At 26.0% G+C, this 19410-nt stretch carries 14 protein-coding genes; all 14 read right to left on the bottom strand.

From position 1 onward, the window contains the following. Positions 1 to 15: 15 nt before the first annotated feature. The 14 genes from AACL15_RS01880 to AACL15_RS01815 all read right to left on the bottom strand — a co-directional run bounded on the left by AACL15_RS01880 (position 16) and on the right by AACL15_RS01815 (position 19339). Positions 16 to 1266, bottom strand: coding sequence for a replication-associated recombination protein A (locus tag AACL15_RS01880; protein WP_339034764.1), 1251 nt, complete (start codon positions 1264 to 1266; stop codon positions 16 to 18). 56 nt (positions 1267 to 1322) lie between these two features. Further along, positions 1323 to 3188, bottom strand: a complete 1866-nt coding sequence (locus tag AACL15_RS01875; RefSeq protein ID WP_339034762.1) for an ABC transporter ATP-binding protein — start codon at positions 3186 to 3188, stop codon at positions 1323 to 1325. Positions 3189 to 3270: 82 nt separating this feature from the next. Continuing rightward, complete coding sequence (gene lon, locus AACL15_RS01870) at positions 3271 to 5646, bottom strand: endopeptidase La (protein WP_339034760.1); 2376 nt, start codon at positions 5644 to 5646, stop codon at positions 3271 to 3273. 99 nt (positions 5647 to 5745) lie between these two features. Then, positions 5746 to 7035, bottom strand: coding sequence for a trigger factor (gene tig / locus AACL15_RS01865; protein ID WP_339034758.1), 1290 nt, complete (start codon positions 7033 to 7035; stop codon positions 5746 to 5748). A 58-nt stretch (positions 7036 to 7093) separates the two neighbouring features. Further along, a complete protein-coding gene (locus tag AACL15_RS01860) occupies positions 7094 to 7708 on the bottom strand; it encodes a hypothetical protein (protein WP_339034756.1) in 615 nt (204 codons plus the stop codon). A 107-nt stretch (positions 7709 to 7815) separates the two neighbouring features. Beyond that, positions 7816 to 9480, bottom strand: a complete 1665-nt coding sequence (locus tag AACL15_RS01855; RefSeq protein ID WP_339034754.1) for a hypothetical protein — start codon at positions 9478 to 9480, stop codon at positions 7816 to 7818. Between the two features lie 240 nt (positions 9481 to 9720). After that, complete coding sequence (locus AACL15_RS01850; RefSeq protein ID WP_339034753.1) at positions 9721 to 11622, bottom strand: hypothetical protein; 1902 nt, start codon at positions 11620 to 11622, stop codon at positions 9721 to 9723. A 138-nt stretch (positions 11623 to 11760) separates the two neighbouring features. Then, complete coding sequence (locus AACL15_RS01845; protein WP_339034751.1) at positions 11761 to 12051, bottom strand: hypothetical protein; 291 nt, start codon at positions 12049 to 12051, stop codon at positions 11761 to 11763. 24 nt (positions 12052 to 12075) lie between these two features. Next, a complete protein-coding gene (gene efp, locus AACL15_RS01840; RefSeq protein ID WP_339034749.1) occupies positions 12076 to 12633 on the bottom strand; it encodes an elongation factor P in 558 nt (185 codons plus the stop codon). Positions 12634 to 12723: 90 nt separating this feature from the next. Continuing rightward, the gene (fmt, locus tag AACL15_RS01835) at positions 12724 to 13671 is read right to left on the bottom strand and encodes a methionyl-tRNA formyltransferase (protein ID WP_339034747.1); all 948 of its coding nucleotides are present in this window, start codon (positions 13669 to 13671) and stop codon (positions 12724 to 12726) included. After that, on the bottom strand, positions 13671 to 15746 hold the full coding sequence (locus tag AACL15_RS01830; RefSeq protein ID WP_339034745.1) for a DUF2779 domain-containing protein: 2076 nt from the start codon (positions 15744 to 15746) through the stop codon (positions 13671 to 13673). Before AACL15_RS01830 ends, fmt begins: the two co-directional genes overlap by 1 nt. A gap of 39 nt (positions 15747 to 15785) precedes the next feature. Beyond that, the gene (locus AACL15_RS01825) at positions 15786 to 16415 is read right to left on the bottom strand and encodes a hypothetical protein (protein WP_339034743.1); all 630 of its coding nucleotides are present in this window, start codon (positions 16413 to 16415) and stop codon (positions 15786 to 15788) included. 47 nt (positions 16416 to 16462) lie between these two features. Further along, the gene (gene mnmA / locus AACL15_RS01820; RefSeq protein WP_339034741.1) at positions 16463 to 17590 is read right to left on the bottom strand and encodes a tRNA 2-thiouridine(34) synthase MnmA; all 1128 of its coding nucleotides are present in this window, start codon (positions 17588 to 17590) and stop codon (positions 16463 to 16465) included. Positions 17591 to 17605: 15 nt separating this feature from the next. Next, entirely contained in the window at positions 17606 to 19339 is a 1734-nt protein-coding gene (locus AACL15_RS01815; RefSeq protein WP_339034739.1) for a hypothetical protein, read from the bottom strand. Positions 19340 to 19410 lie beyond the last annotated feature (71 nt).

The raw sequence follows: 19410 nt of genomic DNA, 5'->3' as shown, positions 1-19410 counted from the left end.
CCTACTCTCTATGTATTATTTTATCTTATTTCCTTTTGTAAATTTTATGTATATTTCCATTAATTTTCTTTCATAACTGCTATGAGGTTTAAAAGTAAAATAGTTTATATCTTTAATTTCATCTGGCAAATACTGTTGTTCAACTCAATCGTTTTCATAGTTATGAGCATATTTATAACCAATCCCATGTCCTAATTTATGAGCACTTCGATAATGATTATCTCTAAGATATGGTGGAATTGGAGGTGCTAAACCATTATTAACATCTTCTATTGCCTTTTCTAAAGCTAAATAAGACGAGTTTGATTTCTCACTTAAAGACATTTCAATAATAGCCAAACCCAAAATAATTCTTCCCTCTGGCATTCCTATTTGTCTAAAAGTTTGGCATGCTTGATAAACTCTTATGGGAATTGTTGGATTGGCTAGTCCTATGTCCTCATAAGCCATAATAACCATTCTTCTCATTAAAACTTCAAAATCACCTATTTTCATTAATCTTGCTCAATAGTGTAATGCAGCATCAACATCACTTCCCCTAATTGATTTTTGTAATGCCGATTTTAGATCATGATATTCATCGCCTTCTCCTGTTCCCTTAGTAACAGCTTGTTCAAATATTGCCTCAATAATTTCATTATTAATTTTAATATTTGGATATAATTCAAGCATTAATTCTATTGAATTAATAGCAACCCTTAAATCTCCATTAGAAAGTTCACAAAGTTTTACAAAGGCCTCTTTTTCAATATCCAGATTAATTTTATTATTTTTTAATACTCTTTTTATTCCCTCTTCCATTTCCTCAATAGTAATTTCTTTTAACTTCAAAATTGTACATCTACTTCTAATAGCAGGATTAATTACAAAATAAGGATTCTCAGTTGTAGTCAAAAAAACCACAACTTTTTTTGACTCTATAAACTCTAGTAAATAATCTTGAATATTTCTATTCATTCTATGAATCTCATCCACGATTAATATTAATTGTTCATCATGATTTGATGATTCAATTAACTTTTGTAATTTCTCTTTTTTATCATTTGAGGCATTAAAAAAATCATATTTTGCTTTAAGATCATTTGCAATAGAAATAGCCATAGATGTCTTACCAACTCCTGGAGGACCATAAAAAATTAAATTAGTAAGAAATTTTTTTTCAACAATTTTTGAAATTAAACCATACTTATTATTAATTAAATGTGACTGACCAATAATATTTTTTAAAGTATCTGGTCTTAGTAAGAAACTTAAAGGTTTGCTCATTTTTTTTAACTCCTAATTGAATAATAGCACAAAAAAACTAACCTTTTGGTTAGTTTTTAAGACTTACCTGCATCATGCAAATCTTTAAATTTTCCTGGAATCTTTATTAATTCTTTATAAGTTCCTTGTTGAACAATTCCCTTACCAGGAGCTAATACAAATATTTTATCAACATCTTTTATAGTGCTTAATCTATGTGCAATTATTACCGATGTTTTTTCTTTCATCAGTTCATTTAATTGAACTTGAATTTCCTTTTCAACAATATTATCTAAGGCACTTGTAGCCTCATCTAAAATTAATAATTCAGGATTTCTAAGTAAAATCCTTGCAATTACAAGTCTTTGCTTTTGACCACCACTTAGTAATAAACCACGTTCTCCTAAAATAGTTTGATAACCATAAGGTCAACTATTAATAATTTGATCAATTTGAGCTTTTTTACAAGCTTCATGTACTTCTTCTTCAGTGGCATTGAAATAACCATATCTAACATTATCATAAACATCACCAAAAATTATTGATGGTTCTTGTTCAACATAACCAACATGACTTAAGTAACTTTTTAAATTGAAGTCCTTTAAATTCTTATCATTAACCAAAATACAACCGTCTGTTGGATCATAAAATCTTAACAATAATTTTGAAATTGTAGATTTACCACTTCCAGTTTCACCAACGAACGCATAAGATTTTCCCTTTTCTAAAGTAATATCTAAATTTGGAACAATGTTAACTTCTGGCTTCTCAGGATAATTAAATTTAACTTTTCTAAATTCAATTTTTGAAATATTTTCATCAAATAAAATCCCTGATTTATCTTTATCATCAAGAATTGGTTCTTTTTCAATAACTTCATATATTTGTGCAGAAGATGCTGATGCTCTTGATAGACCCGGAATAATTGCAGCTATTTGTCATAAAGGGCGAGTTAAACCCACCATAGCTGAAATAAATGATGGTAAAGTAGTTGTCAACATCTTATTATCATTAAAAAATTCTATTGCAATAGTTATCATAATTAAATTAATTAGAACATCTGAAGCAATTAAAATTGCTAATAAAGTACCATCTATTTTTGAAATTGGTCTAAATGCCTTAATATAAGGCTTATGAAGTTCTTCTAATCTTGATTCTTCATATCTTCTTGTTCCTGTTGCTTTTACTAATTTAATTGCTCCAATTCGATCAATTACATCACCATTGACATCAGAAATTACATCTCTAACTTTTTTAACCTTTTTTTGATATTGAAGTGAAAACATTATTACAATAAATGTTAATGAATAAACACAAATACTTGCAACTAAAGCAAGTTGTCAATGAATTGCAAACATCATAGCTGTTCCCATTACAATAACTAATGGCGCTTGAATTACTCAAGCAATCATTCCTGAAATTTCGTTTCCAATAACATTAGTATCTCCAACCAATTTTGTCATTAATTTTCCAATTTTTTTATCAGAATAATAACTAATGTCTTGCTCTAATAATCTTTTTATTGTCAAATTTCTCAATTCTACTTCTATATTTACTGCAAGCATAATTGAACATGAGTTCCTAATATATGTACAAAAATATAGCAAAATTAAATCTGTAGCTGTTATAGCCATTCATGCTTTTCACGATAAATTTCAATACTGTCCATTTTGGGCCTGTGCTGCACTAAGAACATTTCTTAAAAATAAAGTATTTAAACTTACTAAAAAAGCACTAAAAGTTACAACAAAAACTACACTTAAAAACAATGTCTTATATTTTCATCCATAAATTAATACTATTCATGAAAATTTAAGCTTATTTTTTTCTTTAACTAATTTATAAACCTTATCATCTGGAATATATTTTTTAGATTCTTCTCTATTATTAGCAACAATCACATCTCCAATAGGATTATTTGTTGCATTATATGAATTATCCATATAAATTTTCCCCTCTATTTTATATTGTTGATATATTATCATAAAAATATAAAAACAACTATTAGAAAGTTGTTTTTATATTTTAATGAGTTTTTTTGCCTTCTTCTTTCGATGAAGTTGCAATTGGCAATTCTCTAACAAGATCATTTAATTTAATACCAAATACATTTTCATAAACTTCTGAATATTTTTGAACAGGAACTACTTCCAATTCTTTTCTTACCTCTTCAGGAATGTCTTCGATATCTTTAGTATTTTTAAAAGGAATTAATATTTTTTTCAAACCACTTCTATGAGCAGAAATTGATTTTTCTCTTAATCCACCAATTGGAAATACTAATCCTCTTAATGTAATTTCACCTGTCATACCTATTTCTTTTGGCACAGGTTTATTTGTTAATGCTGAAACAATTGCTGTAGTAATTGTTACACCAGCACTTGGTCCATCTTTTGGAACAGCTCCTTCAGGAACATGGATATGTATATCATTTTCATTGAATACTTCTTTAGGAATACCAAATGCTTTATAATTTGATTTAACAAAGTCATAAGCTATAGTTGCTGATTCTTTCATAACATCTCCAAGCTTACCAGTAAGAACTAATCCCCCTTTACCAGGAAAGTGGTTAACTTCAATTGGTAAAATATCTCCTCCGAATTGAGTATAAGCAAGTCCTGTAACAACCCCAACTTGAGCCTCATTTTCTTTTTCAGTATGTTCAAAAATTCTTTTTTTAAGTAATTCGTTAACTACTTTAGGAGTAACTGTTAGTGTTTCAATTTCTTTTTTCAACATTTTTACAACAAATTTTCTAGTAATTGACGCAATTCATCTTTCTAATTGTCTTACACCAGCTTCTCTAGTATAGTGTTTGATAATTTCATTAATTGCTTCTTTTTTAAAGATTACTTGCTCTTTAGTAACAGCATGATCATCTAAAACTTTAGGAATTAAATATTCTTCTGCAATTTTCATTTTTTCAATTTCAGTATAACTTGATAATTCAATAATTTCCATTCTATCATATAAAGCTTCTGGAATATTTTCAGGATAATTTGCAGTTGCAATAAATACAACATCACTTAAATCATATTCTTCTTCTAAATAATGATCTGAGAATTTTGAGTTTTGTTCTGGATCTAATACTTCTAACATTGCTGAAGCTGGATCTCCTCTATAGTCACTTGCCATTTTATCAATTTCATCAAGTAAGAAAACTGGGTTTTTAACTGCAGCTTTCTTCATTCCTTGAATTACTCTACCTGGCATTGCTCCTATATAAGTTTTTCTATGACCTCTAATTTCTGATTCATCTTTAACACCACCAAGAGCCATTTTCACAAATTCTCTTCCCATTGATTCAGCAATAGATTTTGCTAAACTTGTTTTACCAACTCCTGGAGGACCTACTAATGTAATTATTTGCCCTTTTACTTTGTTAGTATTTTGTTTGACAGCTAAATACTCAATAATTCTTTCTTTAACTTTTTCTAATCCATAGTGATGCTTATCTAAAATTTTTTTTGCAAAAGTTAGATTTGTTTTTTCCTCAGTTTTTTGTCATCATGGTGTTTGCATCATTCAATCAATATATGTTCTTGTAATATTTGCTTCTGAAGAAGACGCAGGCATTCCCTCACATTTATCAATTTCTGATAAAATTCTTTTTTTTATGTTTTCTGGGAAAGGTTCAGATTCAAGGCGTTTTTTATATTTAGCCAAATCATCTCCTTCTCCATCAATATCCCCTAATTCTTCTTTAATAGCTTTTAATTTTTCTCTTAAATAAAATTCTCTTTGTTGTTCATCAACTCTTGATTTAATTTTTTTACTAATTGATGATTCAATATCTGCTGATTGACGTTTTTCATCTAAAAAGTCATTAATTATTTCAATTCTTTTAACAGGATCTAATTCTTCAAGCATTGCTTGTTTCTTTTCAATTGGCATAAATGGCATCAAATTAGCAGCACTATCTACAATAAAATTAGGATCAACATTTGCAGCAGAAGTTTTAATAATATCACCAACTTCTGATGGGAATTCATCTTGTGAACTTATCATTGCCTTAATATATTTTGTTATCTTATCTAATGCTTCTTTATTTGAGCTCTTTAAGCTATCTTTTACTTTATAATTTGCAATATAAAACTCTTTCAACTCAATATCACTAATTTCTATACGTGATATTGATTTTATATTTACAGTTAATGTACCATCTTTTCATTCTTTTTTAATTTTTACTTCAGCCAATACACCAAATGTGAATAAATCATTTAATTTTGGATCATCTTCTAATGGTTTTTTTTGTGAAACCATTAGAATTTTTCCCTCATATTTTTCAACAGCTTCTTTAACTGCAAGTGTTGTTTTATCTCTACCAATTTCTAAAACTTGTTCAAAAGTTGGGTAAATATAACTACCACGAGTAATTAACATTGGTAATTTTTTATTCATAATATTCCTCCTTAGGTACAAAAATATAATATCATAATTTTTAGCACTTGCAAGTGTTAAGTGCTAAAAAAAGAAAAAAATACAAGATATTTTGTATTTTTAACCGTTATTTGTATACAAGAAATCAACGATTTTTTCTTTAATTATCTCTTCTTTTATCTGTGCTTCTGGTAAGAAAGAATTCTTAATAAAGTCAATTTCTACACCAAATGTTTTAGCTAAAGTTTCATATTTTTGTTTTAATTCTTCATTTGATACTTCAAATTTTTCAGTATTTCTAACTTGATCTGTTATTAAATAACTTTCAATACGTTTTTTTGCATCTTCAAATAATTCGTTTCTGATATCGCTATCAGTTAATCCAGTTTGTTTTTTATAATCTTTGATTGTTATTTTTTGACTTTGAACCTTTGCTTCAAATTCTTTGTATAAAGTTTCGATTTCCTTATTAATAGCTGATTTTGGAATTTCAATTGTTGAATTCAATCTAATTAAATCAATTACTTTATTTACAAAAATATTTTTTGATTGTAATGTTTTTTGATCTAAAATTTGAGTTTTTAAACTACTTTCTAACTCTTTAAAAGTAGTAATTCCTGGTAGATTTAAATCCTTTACTAATTCATCATCTTTTGCAGGTAAAATTCTCTCTTTAATTTCTTTTACATTTAATTTAAACTCAGCTTTTTTCCCTTTTAATTCATCAGTATAGTCTTTGGGGAACACTACATTAATTGAAGATTCTCCTAGTTCTTTACCAATCATTGCATCTTCAAAACCAGGAATCATTTGGCCACTTCCAATAATTAATTTGAAATCTAGTCCTTTGCCACCTTTGAAAGCTTTACCTTCAATAAATCCTTCAAAATCAAATGAAACTGAATCGCCCTTAGCAATTTTAGCACCTTTTTCTTTTAGTTTTTCCATTACAAATCTTTCTCTATATTGATCAATTGATTTATCTAATTCTTCTTTTGTAACTTTTAACTCTTCTTTCAACAACTCTTTATCTTTTAGTCCTTTGTAAGTTCCTATTTTTATTTCTGGTTTTAAGTCAAAAATAAAGTGTAACTCACATTCTTTTTCACTAATTTTAACAGGAGTTGGTACTGGCGAAGTAAATGGTTCAATATCAGATTTTTGATCTCTTGCAAAAGTTCAAGCTTTATCCATGATTGATTGAACTGCTGCATTTAAATATTTAACTGGAGTTAAATATTGTTCAATTTTTTCTTTTGGTGCTTTACCTTTTCTAAAACCTGGTATTTCAATGTTAGCTGCTGCTTTTGATTTACCTTTTTTTACTGCTTCTTCTCATTCTTTACCTTCAATTGTAACTATCCAAATTCCTTGTCCTTTTTGTGCAATTTTTTTTGTACTAAATTTCATATAAATTTCTCCTCTTTTATACATAACTTTTTTTATTATAACAAATAATTGACTATTATTAAGTAATTTTAATCTCTAACTTATTTTCTAAATTAATTAAATTTAAGTCAAAAATATACATTTTTTCTTTTAAAGTTTCATACTCTAGAGAATTCTCAATCGATGGTTTAAAACAAACAAATATTTCAACAATTATGGGTAACAATTTAACTATTTCATTAATGTTTGTATTTAATTTTAAGTAAGTATTTTTAGAATTTAAATACTCACTTACATCTATTAAAATATTAGAAAATTCAATATATAATTCAAGCTTAGTAATAAAATAACTTAATTTAGAAATATTATTTTTCTGCATTAATTTTACAATATATTCTGGATCATATTTTAAATCAAGATATTCTATATAATTAACCTTATTTAAACAATTTTCTACTTTTGAAAGTTTCTTAAAAGTACTTTCAATATCTTTTTTTATAACACTAGGAATGGCTTTAATTTTTATTGTCTCTTTTCAAAAATTTATAAAAGTTTCATGAATACTTAATTGTTTATCTCTTTCTTCCCAAAATTTAAATAAACAGCACAAACAACTAATAATTTCATTGCAAAGACATTCAATTATCGAACAACTGCAATTATCTTTTTTATTCTTACAATCACAACATTTCATAATTGCCTCTCCCATCGATAATTTGAATTAATATATTACAACTAAAATATTTTCTTATTTGGAAGATAAATACTAAATTAAAATATTTATTATTTAATCTATTTTTATTAATTTTTTTCCAGTTTTTTTGATGATTTTTTTTTCTGAATTGGTTCCCTTGTAAATATATATCTTATTTTTTCTCAAAGACCTACTTCAAGTTTTAATCTTTTTTTAAGTATTGATCTCTGTTTTTCTGGGTGAATGTTTAATCAAACAGAGATATTTGAAGTGTTTAATTTCTTTTTTAAATCATATCAAAAACTAAAGAACTTGTTTTTTGGGTCCATAGTTTCAGACATTGAAAACTCATATCCAAGAATAGTAAAAGTTTTTTGAGCTTCAATTGAAGAATCAATATATACTTTTTTATTATGTTCACTAATTTTAGATACTCTTTTCTCTTCTTGACTCTGTCTATATTTTTGTGCATCTTCTCTTGATCTACCATATAATTGCAGTCAAAGTTTTTCTTTTTCTGCTTGCTCTCTAAAGTAGTCTCTCTCTTTTACAGCTCTAGTCTCGATAACTCTTTCAACAGAAAACATTTCTTCTTCCCTAGCTGCCTTTTCTTCTTCTAAACGCTTTTGTTCTTCGTAAATACGTTTTTCTTCATTAATTCTTTTTTTCTCTGCTAGTTTATTCTCTGCTTCTCTTTCAGCTTTCTCTGCTTTAAATTTAGCTGCTTTCTCTTGTTTTAGTTTTTTCTCAATAGCTTTTTGTTTTTCAAATTCTTTTCTTTTTTCTTCAGCAATTCTCTGTTCTTCTGCAAGTCTTTTTTCTTCAGCAATTCTCTGTTCTTCAGCTAGTTTTTTTTGTTCAGCTAGTTTTTTTTGTTCAGCTAATTTTTGTTCTTCGGCTCTCTTTTGCTCAGCTAATCTTTTCTCTTCTCGCAATTTAGTTGCTTTCTCTTGTCTTAGTTTCTTCTCAATAGCTTTTTGTTTTTCTAATTCTCTTATTTTTTCTTCAGCAATTCTCTGTTCTTCAGCTAATCTTTTTTCTTCTATTAATCTAGCTGCTTTTTCTTCTTTCAATTTTTTATCAAGAATTTTTTGTTTTTCTAATTCTTGTTTTTTTTCTTCTGCAAGTCTTTTCTCTTCAAGTATTCTTTTTTCTTCTCTTAATTTAGCTGCTAGTTCCTCAGTTCTTTTTCTTTCTAAGGCCATTTTTTCTTCTAATTCTCTTTTTTGCTGTTCAACCAATCTTTGTTGTTCTTTTAATTTTGCATCTCTAATTTTAGCTTCTTGTTCTTCTCTTTGCTTTGCTTCCAATAATAATTTTTCAATTGAATTTCTATTAATTGAATTTAGTTTAGGAACATCAATTTCCTTAGTTTTTTTTCTTGGATCTGTTTGTATAGAACTGTTAACTAACTTTTGACTAGTTGCTGCTTTAGAGTCATTTAATTGGAATTTAAAATTCTTTTTATCAAGTTCCTTATCTTTAAAAATAGTTTTTTTTAAACTTTGATAAACAGCTTCATTAGCTGCTTGATTCCTATTGCTTAAATAAGCAGGCAAATTTGAATTCTCAATTTCCATTAAATAATTAATATAGTCAACTAATTGAAGACGAAAATTTATATCATATGCTTCATATTCTTGAGCAAATAATACTATTGTCTTACTATTAAGTCTCTTTTCAATTAAATTTTTAACTCTAGCTCTTACTTTTCCAGATAGTAATGAAAAATCACTTTCTGTTCTTACTCTAATTTTGTTCTTAACTGCCATTGTTATTTATTACCTCTTTTTCTTTTTTTAATTGTTTCAAACAATTAAAAATAAATATTAAATTAATTACTATAGTTTGTTTAAATTATTTAAGCAAACTTTTACTAGTTAAAAATATTTTACTATAAATATCATATTTTATTTACAAAATAAAGTATATAATTCAATTTAAAAGAGTTTTTTAAATATCATTAAAAAATAAAAAAAAGACATTTTTATCATAGCAAATGTCTTTTTTTATTATTTAATATTTTTTATAAATTTTCTACTAATTTTTTCAACTCTATCCTTACGTTTTTTCTCTTCCAATTGTTGAATAGTCTCTGCTTTTTGTTGAATTGCTTTGTAATTTGGAACTATTTCTTTAGCAACTTTTAATGACTCATCAAACATTTCATTATCATTAAATTTTGTAAAGTATGCTTTCATTTTTAATTCAGTACCTTTTATTAATTCTTGTTCTTGTCTAATTTGTGCGTCAATAGTTGCTATTTCAGCTCTATATTTAGCATCTCTTTCATAACGTCTCTCACGTTCAAGTCTTAAAACTGAAGCTACACGTTTTTCTTCAGTTCTTTTTAATTGACGTTCTTTCATTAATTCAATTAATTTTTGTCTTTCATGTAATCTTCTTAATCTCTCTGCTTTTTCGATTGCTTTTAAGTTTACATCCTCACGTCTTTTAAGTCTTCTTAACTCACGTGATTCGGCCAATCTTCTTGCACGAGTAACAATATAACTGTTAGCTCTTTCAATTTTCATCATGTTAACTCTATGACGACGATCATTTCTTAATTGTCTCAAATACTCAACTTTATGAGTCATTTCATCAAGTGCTAAGCTTTCTCTTTCATTTGAAGCAATTAAGTCATGAATCATTGGTCTTTTTGCAGCATCATAATTTATTGGATAATATCCTACTGGTCTTTCTTCATGATAAGGTTTTACTTGCTCTGTTTTTTCTGTTCTTTCATTGTTTCTGATTAATAAGTTAGTTTTTTCAGGATTTAAATTAATTTCGAATCCTTCTTTTGAAAGGATATTTCTTTTTTCTGGAATTATCATATCATCTTTCATACTATATTCAATTTTACCCATTTTTTCAGTAACATAAATATTAGTATTGATGTCAAATTGTTCAGTTAAATGTTTTTGAAAAAATTCTGTTCCTAATTCTAAAGCTGCAAGATTTTCATCTTCTTTTACTAAACTACTTTCTTGTACTTCAATATTGTTTGTTTTGTTAAATTCTTCTCTAGACATATTTTCACTTGTAACATATCCAATAGTTTCTGAATTATTTTCTTGAGATTCACTTTCAGAAAGTTTAGTTTCATTTGTTAACTCTTGATCTTCAATATTAACATTTTCCTCTTGAATTAAATTATTTGAAACATTTCCATCATTAATAAAATCTAACAAATTAGGATCTGGAATTGCAGTTGAAGTCATTAATTCAGTTTCTTCGTCTATTCTAATAATTGATTTAGTTGAAGCAACTTCATTTTCACTAGATTGAAGAGCTGCAAAGCTATTTTTTAAAATGCTTTCTGGTTCTCCAACTCCCTTTTCTTCTGCTGCACTTAATAAGTTCTCAATTTCAAATAAGCTTTGTCCAGTTTTAGCTGTTGCAGTAAAATTAAATTTCTCTGCTTTAATTTTATTTGAATAACCAGCTCTAGATAAAATTTCTTCCTTAGTTGTCTTGCTACCTTTAAAGTTTGATGCAGAAGGAGAAAGTCTTGATATTAAATCTTTTCTTTTTTCATCTGGTAATACTGATACCGGCTTAACTTCTAATCTATCTTTTCAACCAGAAATAGTTCTTTCATTAGTAGGATTTTGTCCATTAGCAAAATTTTCTCAGAAATGTTTAAAAATCCTATTAAATTCACCTTCTCATAAGTCAATTAAATTAGGTCTTCTTGGGTCATTCTTAGGTAATGAGTTTATTCTTTCATATGAAGAAATTAATTTTTTATAACTTTCATCAATTTGTAGATTATATTTACTAATTAAAGCTAATGCTTTGGGACCAAACTTTTGATATAAATATTCATTTGAGCCAGGCTTCTTTACAATAACTGTTTTTGTCCTTGTAGTACTTATTTTTTTTCCTAATGATTTATTATTAGCAGCCATGCCTAGTTCCTCCATTTAAATATAGATTTATTATACACTATTTAGCCCTATTTTTAAAGGTTATCTTGCCTAGAAAAGTTATAATTAAAAGATAAATAATTTTTAGTTTATAAAGTAAAAAACTAAATAGACAAGTATTTATTTAATAAATGCAAAAGATATATTTTTTGGTTTTACTTTTAAAGTTTTATAAATAGAATCATTAATAACTGAGGTTGCTTTAATTCCATCCATAAAAAATTTTCCTTGGTCAAGTGCATATACTCTTACCAAAATAAATAGATCAGTTTCCTGATGAATAGTCACACTTACATTTATACTTTTATAACCAACTGCAATTGAAATAACATCAAATTCAATTATTTTACTTAGTATTTTTTCATCTATTTCTAGATTACCTCTAGAGTTTCTTTCAATAGATATATACATATCATTCACCTCTAATTTCTTATTTTAGTTTGCTCTTCCTGCATATTTTCCATCAGTAGTATTAATTAACACTTTTTCTCCTTCTTTAATAAATAAAGGAACAGTTATTTCTAACCCTGTTTCAACTTTTGCCTTTTTTTGAGCTCCACTAGTTGTATCGCCTTTAACAGCAGGTTCAGCTTCAACTATTGTTAGTTCTATTTTTTCAGGAATAGTTATTCCAAGAATTTCACCATCATACTCTGTCATTTTTACCATAATACCATCTGTTATAAATTTTAATTCTCATTCTAATTTTTTTGAAGCAATTTCCACTTGTTCATAACTTTCAGTATTCATTAAAACACAATTTGAACCATCATTATATAAAAATTGCATATCCTTTTTCTCAATTAAAGCCTTATCTACTTTTTCTCCTCCTGTAAAAGTAATTTCAACTCTTGCTGCAGTTCTCAAGTTTTTAACTTTAACTGTAACTTTTCCTTGTTGTCTACCTGTTTTAGAAAATGAATTTTCCAAAACAACAAAAATATTTCCATCATATAAGAATGTATTTCCAGGTCTTAAATCGTTTACTGACATAAAATAGTCTCCCTTTAATGTATCTAATTAAATTATATATAAAAAATACTCTTTTGTGCTAATTTGAAAGGATTTATTTATAAATAAAAATTAGTTAAAAATTAAGCCCACTTTTATAGGTGAATTTGGATCTTTAAAAGTAGATGCACTAACCATTTTTTTACCTTCTCTTTGAAGTTCAAGAATTTTCAAAAATCCATTAGTTGTATTTACAATTATTCCCTCTTTATCAATAGCAATAATTTCTCCATTAGCGAATAATTTATCTAGTGTGATTAATTTCTCTTCATCTTTTATAATTCTCGCAGATTTTATCTTAATTCTTTCTTTGTCAATATATGTAAAAGCAATTGGTTGAGGACTTAAAGCTCTAATAAAATTGTAAATTTGCTCAGCTGATTTATTTCAATCTATTTTTTCTTCTTCATTTTTTAAATTATATGCAAAGCTAACTTTAGATTCATCTTGTTGAACTCCAAGTAATTGCCCTTTTAATATTTGTAATAAACTCTCTTCTATCATTTTTTTACCTAAAACAGCCATTTTTTTAAATACTGAATTAGCATTATCATCTTGTTCAATTAAAATTTCTGATTGGCAATACACATCACCTGCATCCATCTTTTTAATCATTTTCATTAATGAAATACCAGTTTTACTATCTCCATTCATAATTGCATATTGTATCGGGCTTCCACCTCTGTATTTTGGTAAAAGACTTGCATGAACATTAATACAATTTTTAAAGAGATCTAAAATTGGTTGAGTAATAAATTGACCATAAGCACAAGTAATCATAAAATCTGCTTTTAGACTTTTTAATTCATCATAAATTTGTGAAATCTTAAAAGGTTGAAATAATCTATAATTTTTGCTTAAACTGTATTCTTTTACTGGTGAGAATTTAATTTCTTTTTTTCTACCAATTTGTTTGTCAGGTTGAGTAATAACACCAACAATTGTTAGGCCAGTTTTTTCAATACCTTTTAAAATCTCAACTGATATCTCAGGAGTACCACAAAATATTACTTTAAACATTATTTCTCTTCCTCGCTTAATTTCATAATATCTTCTAAAAAATTAGGATTATATTCCCTAACAATATCTACAACTTTTTGTAAAACTACAATCATAGCTAATGTATCTCTGTCACAATATTTAAGCATATCTTCTTTTAAAATTACTTCGTATTCTTCTTGACTAATTACATTATCTAAAAATTGTCTAAAAGTTTGGCTTGCTTTATCACCTTTATTAATTTTTAGGTCCTTGTAACTCAAACTACTATCCAAAGCAGGTTGAGTTTTTTTAATTGAATATGATCCTCTAAACTCTGGATGATAAATTAATCAATTATCTCCTTTTTTTCTGAAAAATTCCATTAAGTCAATAGTATTCATATAAATGTAAGTCAAAGGAATTGTGAATTGAGGATAACAATAAATAAGATTTTTTAAAACACCTTTTTCAAAAGATTTATTATATGCCACATAAATGCCTGGACCATATTTAAAACAATCTCTAATAAAATTTAATAAAAATTGTGGTCTTGGATCATCTTGATTGCTTGCAATAAAGTTTAAATGTTTCATTGTATTTATTGGGTCATTAAAATCATAATTTGGATTATCAATAACATGAATTGAATATTGAAATGGAATTTGTTGGTAAGCTCAAGAATTATCATACTTAGGAATTGCTCACTTTACTGTTTCAAAGTCGTACATATAAATTGGATAATCATAATATTGTTTTAAATCTTTTAAGATTGTTTCATATGAACCAGATTTGATGATATCTTTGGCTGTAATTTTGTTATTTTTTATAAAATTGACAACAACATTAATTACTCTTTTTTGATCTTTCTTAAATAAATTTTTTGAATTATAAATGTATTTATTATCATCTAGGTCCTTGAGATTTTCAATATAAATATCTTTTGGAAATAAGGAATGTATAACTGCAGCAGAAGCTTTAAAACCTGATAATTCGTAAAGATTAAACTTACTTTTATCATAATATGGAACAACATGTTGACAATATTTTTCATCAAGTTTATAACTTAATTTTGCATATTCTAATTTAACTTTTTTACACTTTTCATTAAATAAATTCTCTTTTATTTCAAAAAAAGTCGCTATCTCCGCTATATAACCATCAAAATAGAAATCATTTGCTTCCATTCCTTCAATTAAACTATTAATTTTTGGAAGTTTTAATGAATTCTCCAATTTATCTGTAATTCTTATTAATTGTGAATATATTAAATCAGATTCACCACTAATTGGAAGTTTCAAATCCTTAATTTTAGGTTTCACATCATTTTCATAATCTATATCATATAGATCTGATACTTCAAAGTCTTGTCTTTCTTCTTTAATGCCAATTCCTCTGATATAGTCTCTATTTATTAGACCTATTTTTACATCATCAACAATGTAACCATTTTTTTCTAAAACTTTTTTTTGATACATAATATCAAAAAAATGTTCAGTCTTTGAAGAGGTTGATGCCTTAAATTCAACAATAGTAACGTGCTTATTACCATTGTTAATTAAAACATCACATCTAACTCTTAACATAGAGTTGTTAGCTTCAAAAGTGGGCTCAAACAAATACTTTATATTATTATTATCTAAAATCTCACGTGTTTTTTGAATTGTTTGAATATATTCCATTTCCTGAAAATCAAAATATTCAAAATTTGTTTTCCCTACTAAATTCTCTTCATATAATTTTTCAATGAAATACTCCCTAGCAGCTTCACCAACTGCCAATCCATCAACAATTGTTTCTGCAGGAAGACCTGATATTTCAAAACCATTAAGATCATTTAATTGTTTAATTAATAATTCCTTTTGATAAAACTCCTCTTTTGATAAAAGATTTTCTTCTTTTGTCAATAAATCAGAATATAAATCAATTGCATTAAATCCAGATGAAGAATTAAAATCATCTTCTGTGTTCATTTCAACTTTATAATGAGTTTCAAAAATCTTATTTTTTTTCAAATTAATAATTGTTTTAAAATTTTCCAAATTATGAAAAATTCAAGCTATTTTTGGGCAGACACCCATATATCTTTTAAAATCTTCTTTTGTAACTACTTTCATCTTATAATCCCCTAAACAAAAAACATATTATAAAATATGTTACTTATTTCTTCTTGGTACAAATTTAACTGTTGTTGCTTTGATAGCTTTATCCATTTGAAGAGAAATATCTTTATTACTTTTTTGAGTTTTCTTCTCAACTTTGATATTTTTAAGTTCCTCTTTAACTTGAGTTTTATGCTCAATAGTTTTTAACTTTTCTTCTTTTTTAAGTACAACTTTTTCTTGTTTTGTTAATTTAACTTTTTTTTCTGCAATAGCTATCCTTCTTTTTGTATTTTCAAGGTCAATTTCACCATTAACTTGTCAGGCAGTTACATAGTTATTTTTTCCTGATTTTGTAGTAATTCCTTCTACTTCATATGCATTAGTTGAAATTAACTTATTTGTTTTTGGTTCAAACATTTGAACAACAACATCAAAAACATCTCTATATTTGTACTCTACACCTTTTCTAGCATAAACCTTTTCATATTCAACTTTAATGTTTTTAATGTTTTGTGTTTTTGCCAAATAGTTTTTAATTTCTTCTTTAACTACTTTTTTTCTTTTCTGTTGTTCAACTTTTTGAGCTTTTTTACTTGTTATTGATGAAACTATAACAAATATTAAAACAACTAAAACAACAACTCCAATTACAATAGTACTTGTTGAACTGCTTAGTAACATGTAACTCCACACCTTCTTCTAATTCTTTTTTATTTTAACTCATTTTTTTAAATTTTTAAAACTTTATCAATAACTCCACCGCCAAGACAAATCTCATTAATATATAATACTGCTTCTTGGCCCTCTGTAACAGCCCTAACTGGCTCTTGATAGGTAATTTTAATCTTATTATTTGATATTACTTCTACTTCAACTTTAATATCTTTTTGTCTGTATCTAAATTTTGCACTACATTGAAATTTATTTGATTTAAAATACATTTCGTAATTAGAAATAAAATTAAATGCCTCAACTATACAGCTTTTTGATTCTAAAAAAGTTTCATCGCTTGCAGGAGCTACATAAATAATTTTATTATTGATATCTTTTTCAGCAACATAATACGGTTCTTTTTGACCACCAAGATTTAGTCCTTTTCTTTGTCCAATTGTATAATACATTACACCAATATGTGTTCCTATTTTTTTATTAGATTTTATATCTATAATATCTCCTGGCTGATTTGAAATATAATTTTGTAAAAAATTAGTAAAATCTCTCTCTCCAATAAAACAAATACCTGTAGAATCTTTTTTTTCAGCTGTTATTAAATCATATTTTTTTGCAATTTTTCTAATTTCACTTTTTTGAAATTTTTGAAGTGGAAAAAGCGTTTTTGATAACTGTTTTTGATTTAACTGACAAAGAAAATAACTTTGGTCCTTTTCCTTATCAAGTCCTCTTATTAATTCATAAATATTTTTATCTTTATCAAATCTAACTCCTGCATAATGACCCATAGCAATATAGTCTGCCTTAAGATCATTGATTGCATAATTTAAAAACTTATCAAACTTGATATATTTATTACAAAGAATATCTGGATTTGGTGTTCTTCCCTTTTTGTATTCACTTACAAAATGCTCAAAAACATAGTCTCAATACTCTTTGATGAAATCAACTCTATGAATTTTTATATTCAATTTTTTAGCTACTTCTAAAGCATCTAAGTAATCCTTTTCTTGAGGGCATACTTCTTCATCTAATTTATTTCCAAGAATATCATTATTTAAGTTACTATCTCAATTTCTCATAAAAAGAGCTTCAACTTCATAACCTTGTTCTAATAATATTGCTGCAGTAACAGAAGAATCTACTCCTCCACTAAGACCAACAATAACTTTCTTTTTTTTCATAATTTTCGCCTTATTTTATTTCTTTTTTTTCTGTTCCTTTTTTGATAGTTTACTAATTTTTTTATCTACTTTTGAGTCATTATATCAATCCTCAAATGAATCAAAATTAAAAGAATTTAATTTTTGATTCTTAGTCAATTTTGATTTTACTTGTAGACTTTCTACAAGTTGAGTTGTACCTCCATCTTTTTCAAAAAAATCAGTTTTCACCTTATTTTTTTTATTTCTATTTTCAAGACTATTAAAAGCTTTTTGAAGATCATCAACTGTATTTGCAATAGTATAATCAGAATTATTTATTACTGGCAATGAATAATTATTATCCTCTTTAAAGAATAAATTTAACTCCTTTGTATCTAAATCAGAACTTGGAAGTGTATTACTAATGATTAAAGATTTATTATTATTCTTTTTTGCATTTTCTTCTTCAAAATTAACATGCACAATTTTATCCATTTTTTGTTCATCATCATCTTTAGTCTCTAAATTTTGTTTGATGTTTATTTCATCTCTTTTAGTTGCCAATTTTTGAAATTTTTTATCATCTTCAATTTCCTGCAAATCTTGAAAACTTTTTTGTTCTTCAAGATTTTGTTCTTCAATTAATTTTTTCTGTTCTTCAAGTGCTTTTGATTGCTCATCCTGTAGTCTTTTTTCTGCTAGTTTTTTTTGAATTATTAATTTTCTATTAGTTAATCACTGTTCTTCTGTCATTTTTCCTTTTTCTTCTAATAGTTTTATTTCTGCTAATTTATTTTCTTCTTCTAATTCTACTTCAATTGATTTTTTTTCAGCTAAAAATTTTTGCTCCATTAAAATTTTTTCCTCATTTAGTCTTTTATTTTCAGCTAAAAGTTTACTTTCTACTAATAATTTTTCTTCCATTAATCTTTTATTTTCTGTTAACAGCTTATTATCCACTAGTAACATATTTGTAGATAATAATTTTTCATCATCTAACTGATTTTCAAAAAATTCTTTTTTATTATGGAAATTTATTTTATCTTTTATATCATTTTTAATATTATTTTTCTCTTCTTCTTTATTAATTTTAGAAAAAGATAAATTTTCATTCTCATTTTTATCGAAATTTACTTCATCTGATTTTTGAACTAAAGAACTATCTCTTTCTTTATTTTCTTTGTTTTTTACAACTTCTTTATTATTATTAAAAATATCAGTTATTTGTTCTGAAGTCATTTCCACAGTTTTTTTAATTTCATCAATTTTTTTATTTAATGAAACTTCTAACTCTTTTAGTTCTTGTTGATAATAATTTGTTTTAGGTACTAACTTCTCATTTCTAGCTAAATTATAGTTTTTAAATTTATTACTTGGTTTTAAATCAATATTTAATTTATTAAGAAGATAATCTTTATCATTTTGTTCATTTTCATAACTTCTTACTCTTAAATCAATAATTTCTTTTCTTATATCAGATCTTCTTGGCATTATCATCTTATCAACTAAATTAATTGACTCATATGTTTTATTACCAATATCAGTTTTTTGAAAAGACAAATCATTTGAATTTTCTGGAGCAAAAAAATGAGAATTAGCATTTTGAACAAGATCAATTTTTGATATGCTTTTTGTTTTAAATTCCATTGTTTTATCCAATTCTGTCAAAATTGTCTCCCCAGAGTTTTCATCAAATCATAGTTTATTTGTATGAAAATCCCCAGAGTTTTCATCAAAGGTATTTGTTAAATTTTTATTAATTTTTAAAACTTTTATTTTTTCAGACATAATAAACCTCACTAACTAATTATACAATAATTAGTTGCTTTGAAAAATAATACTTTATGTAAAAAAAATAA

This window comes from Spiroplasma endosymbiont of Cantharis rufa (assembly GCF_964019665.1).
Classification (GTDB): Bacteria; Bacillota_I; Bacilli_A; order Mycoplasmatales; family Mycoplasmataceae; genus Spiroplasma_A.
This window is presented reverse-complemented; position numbering and strand designations above follow the sequence as displayed.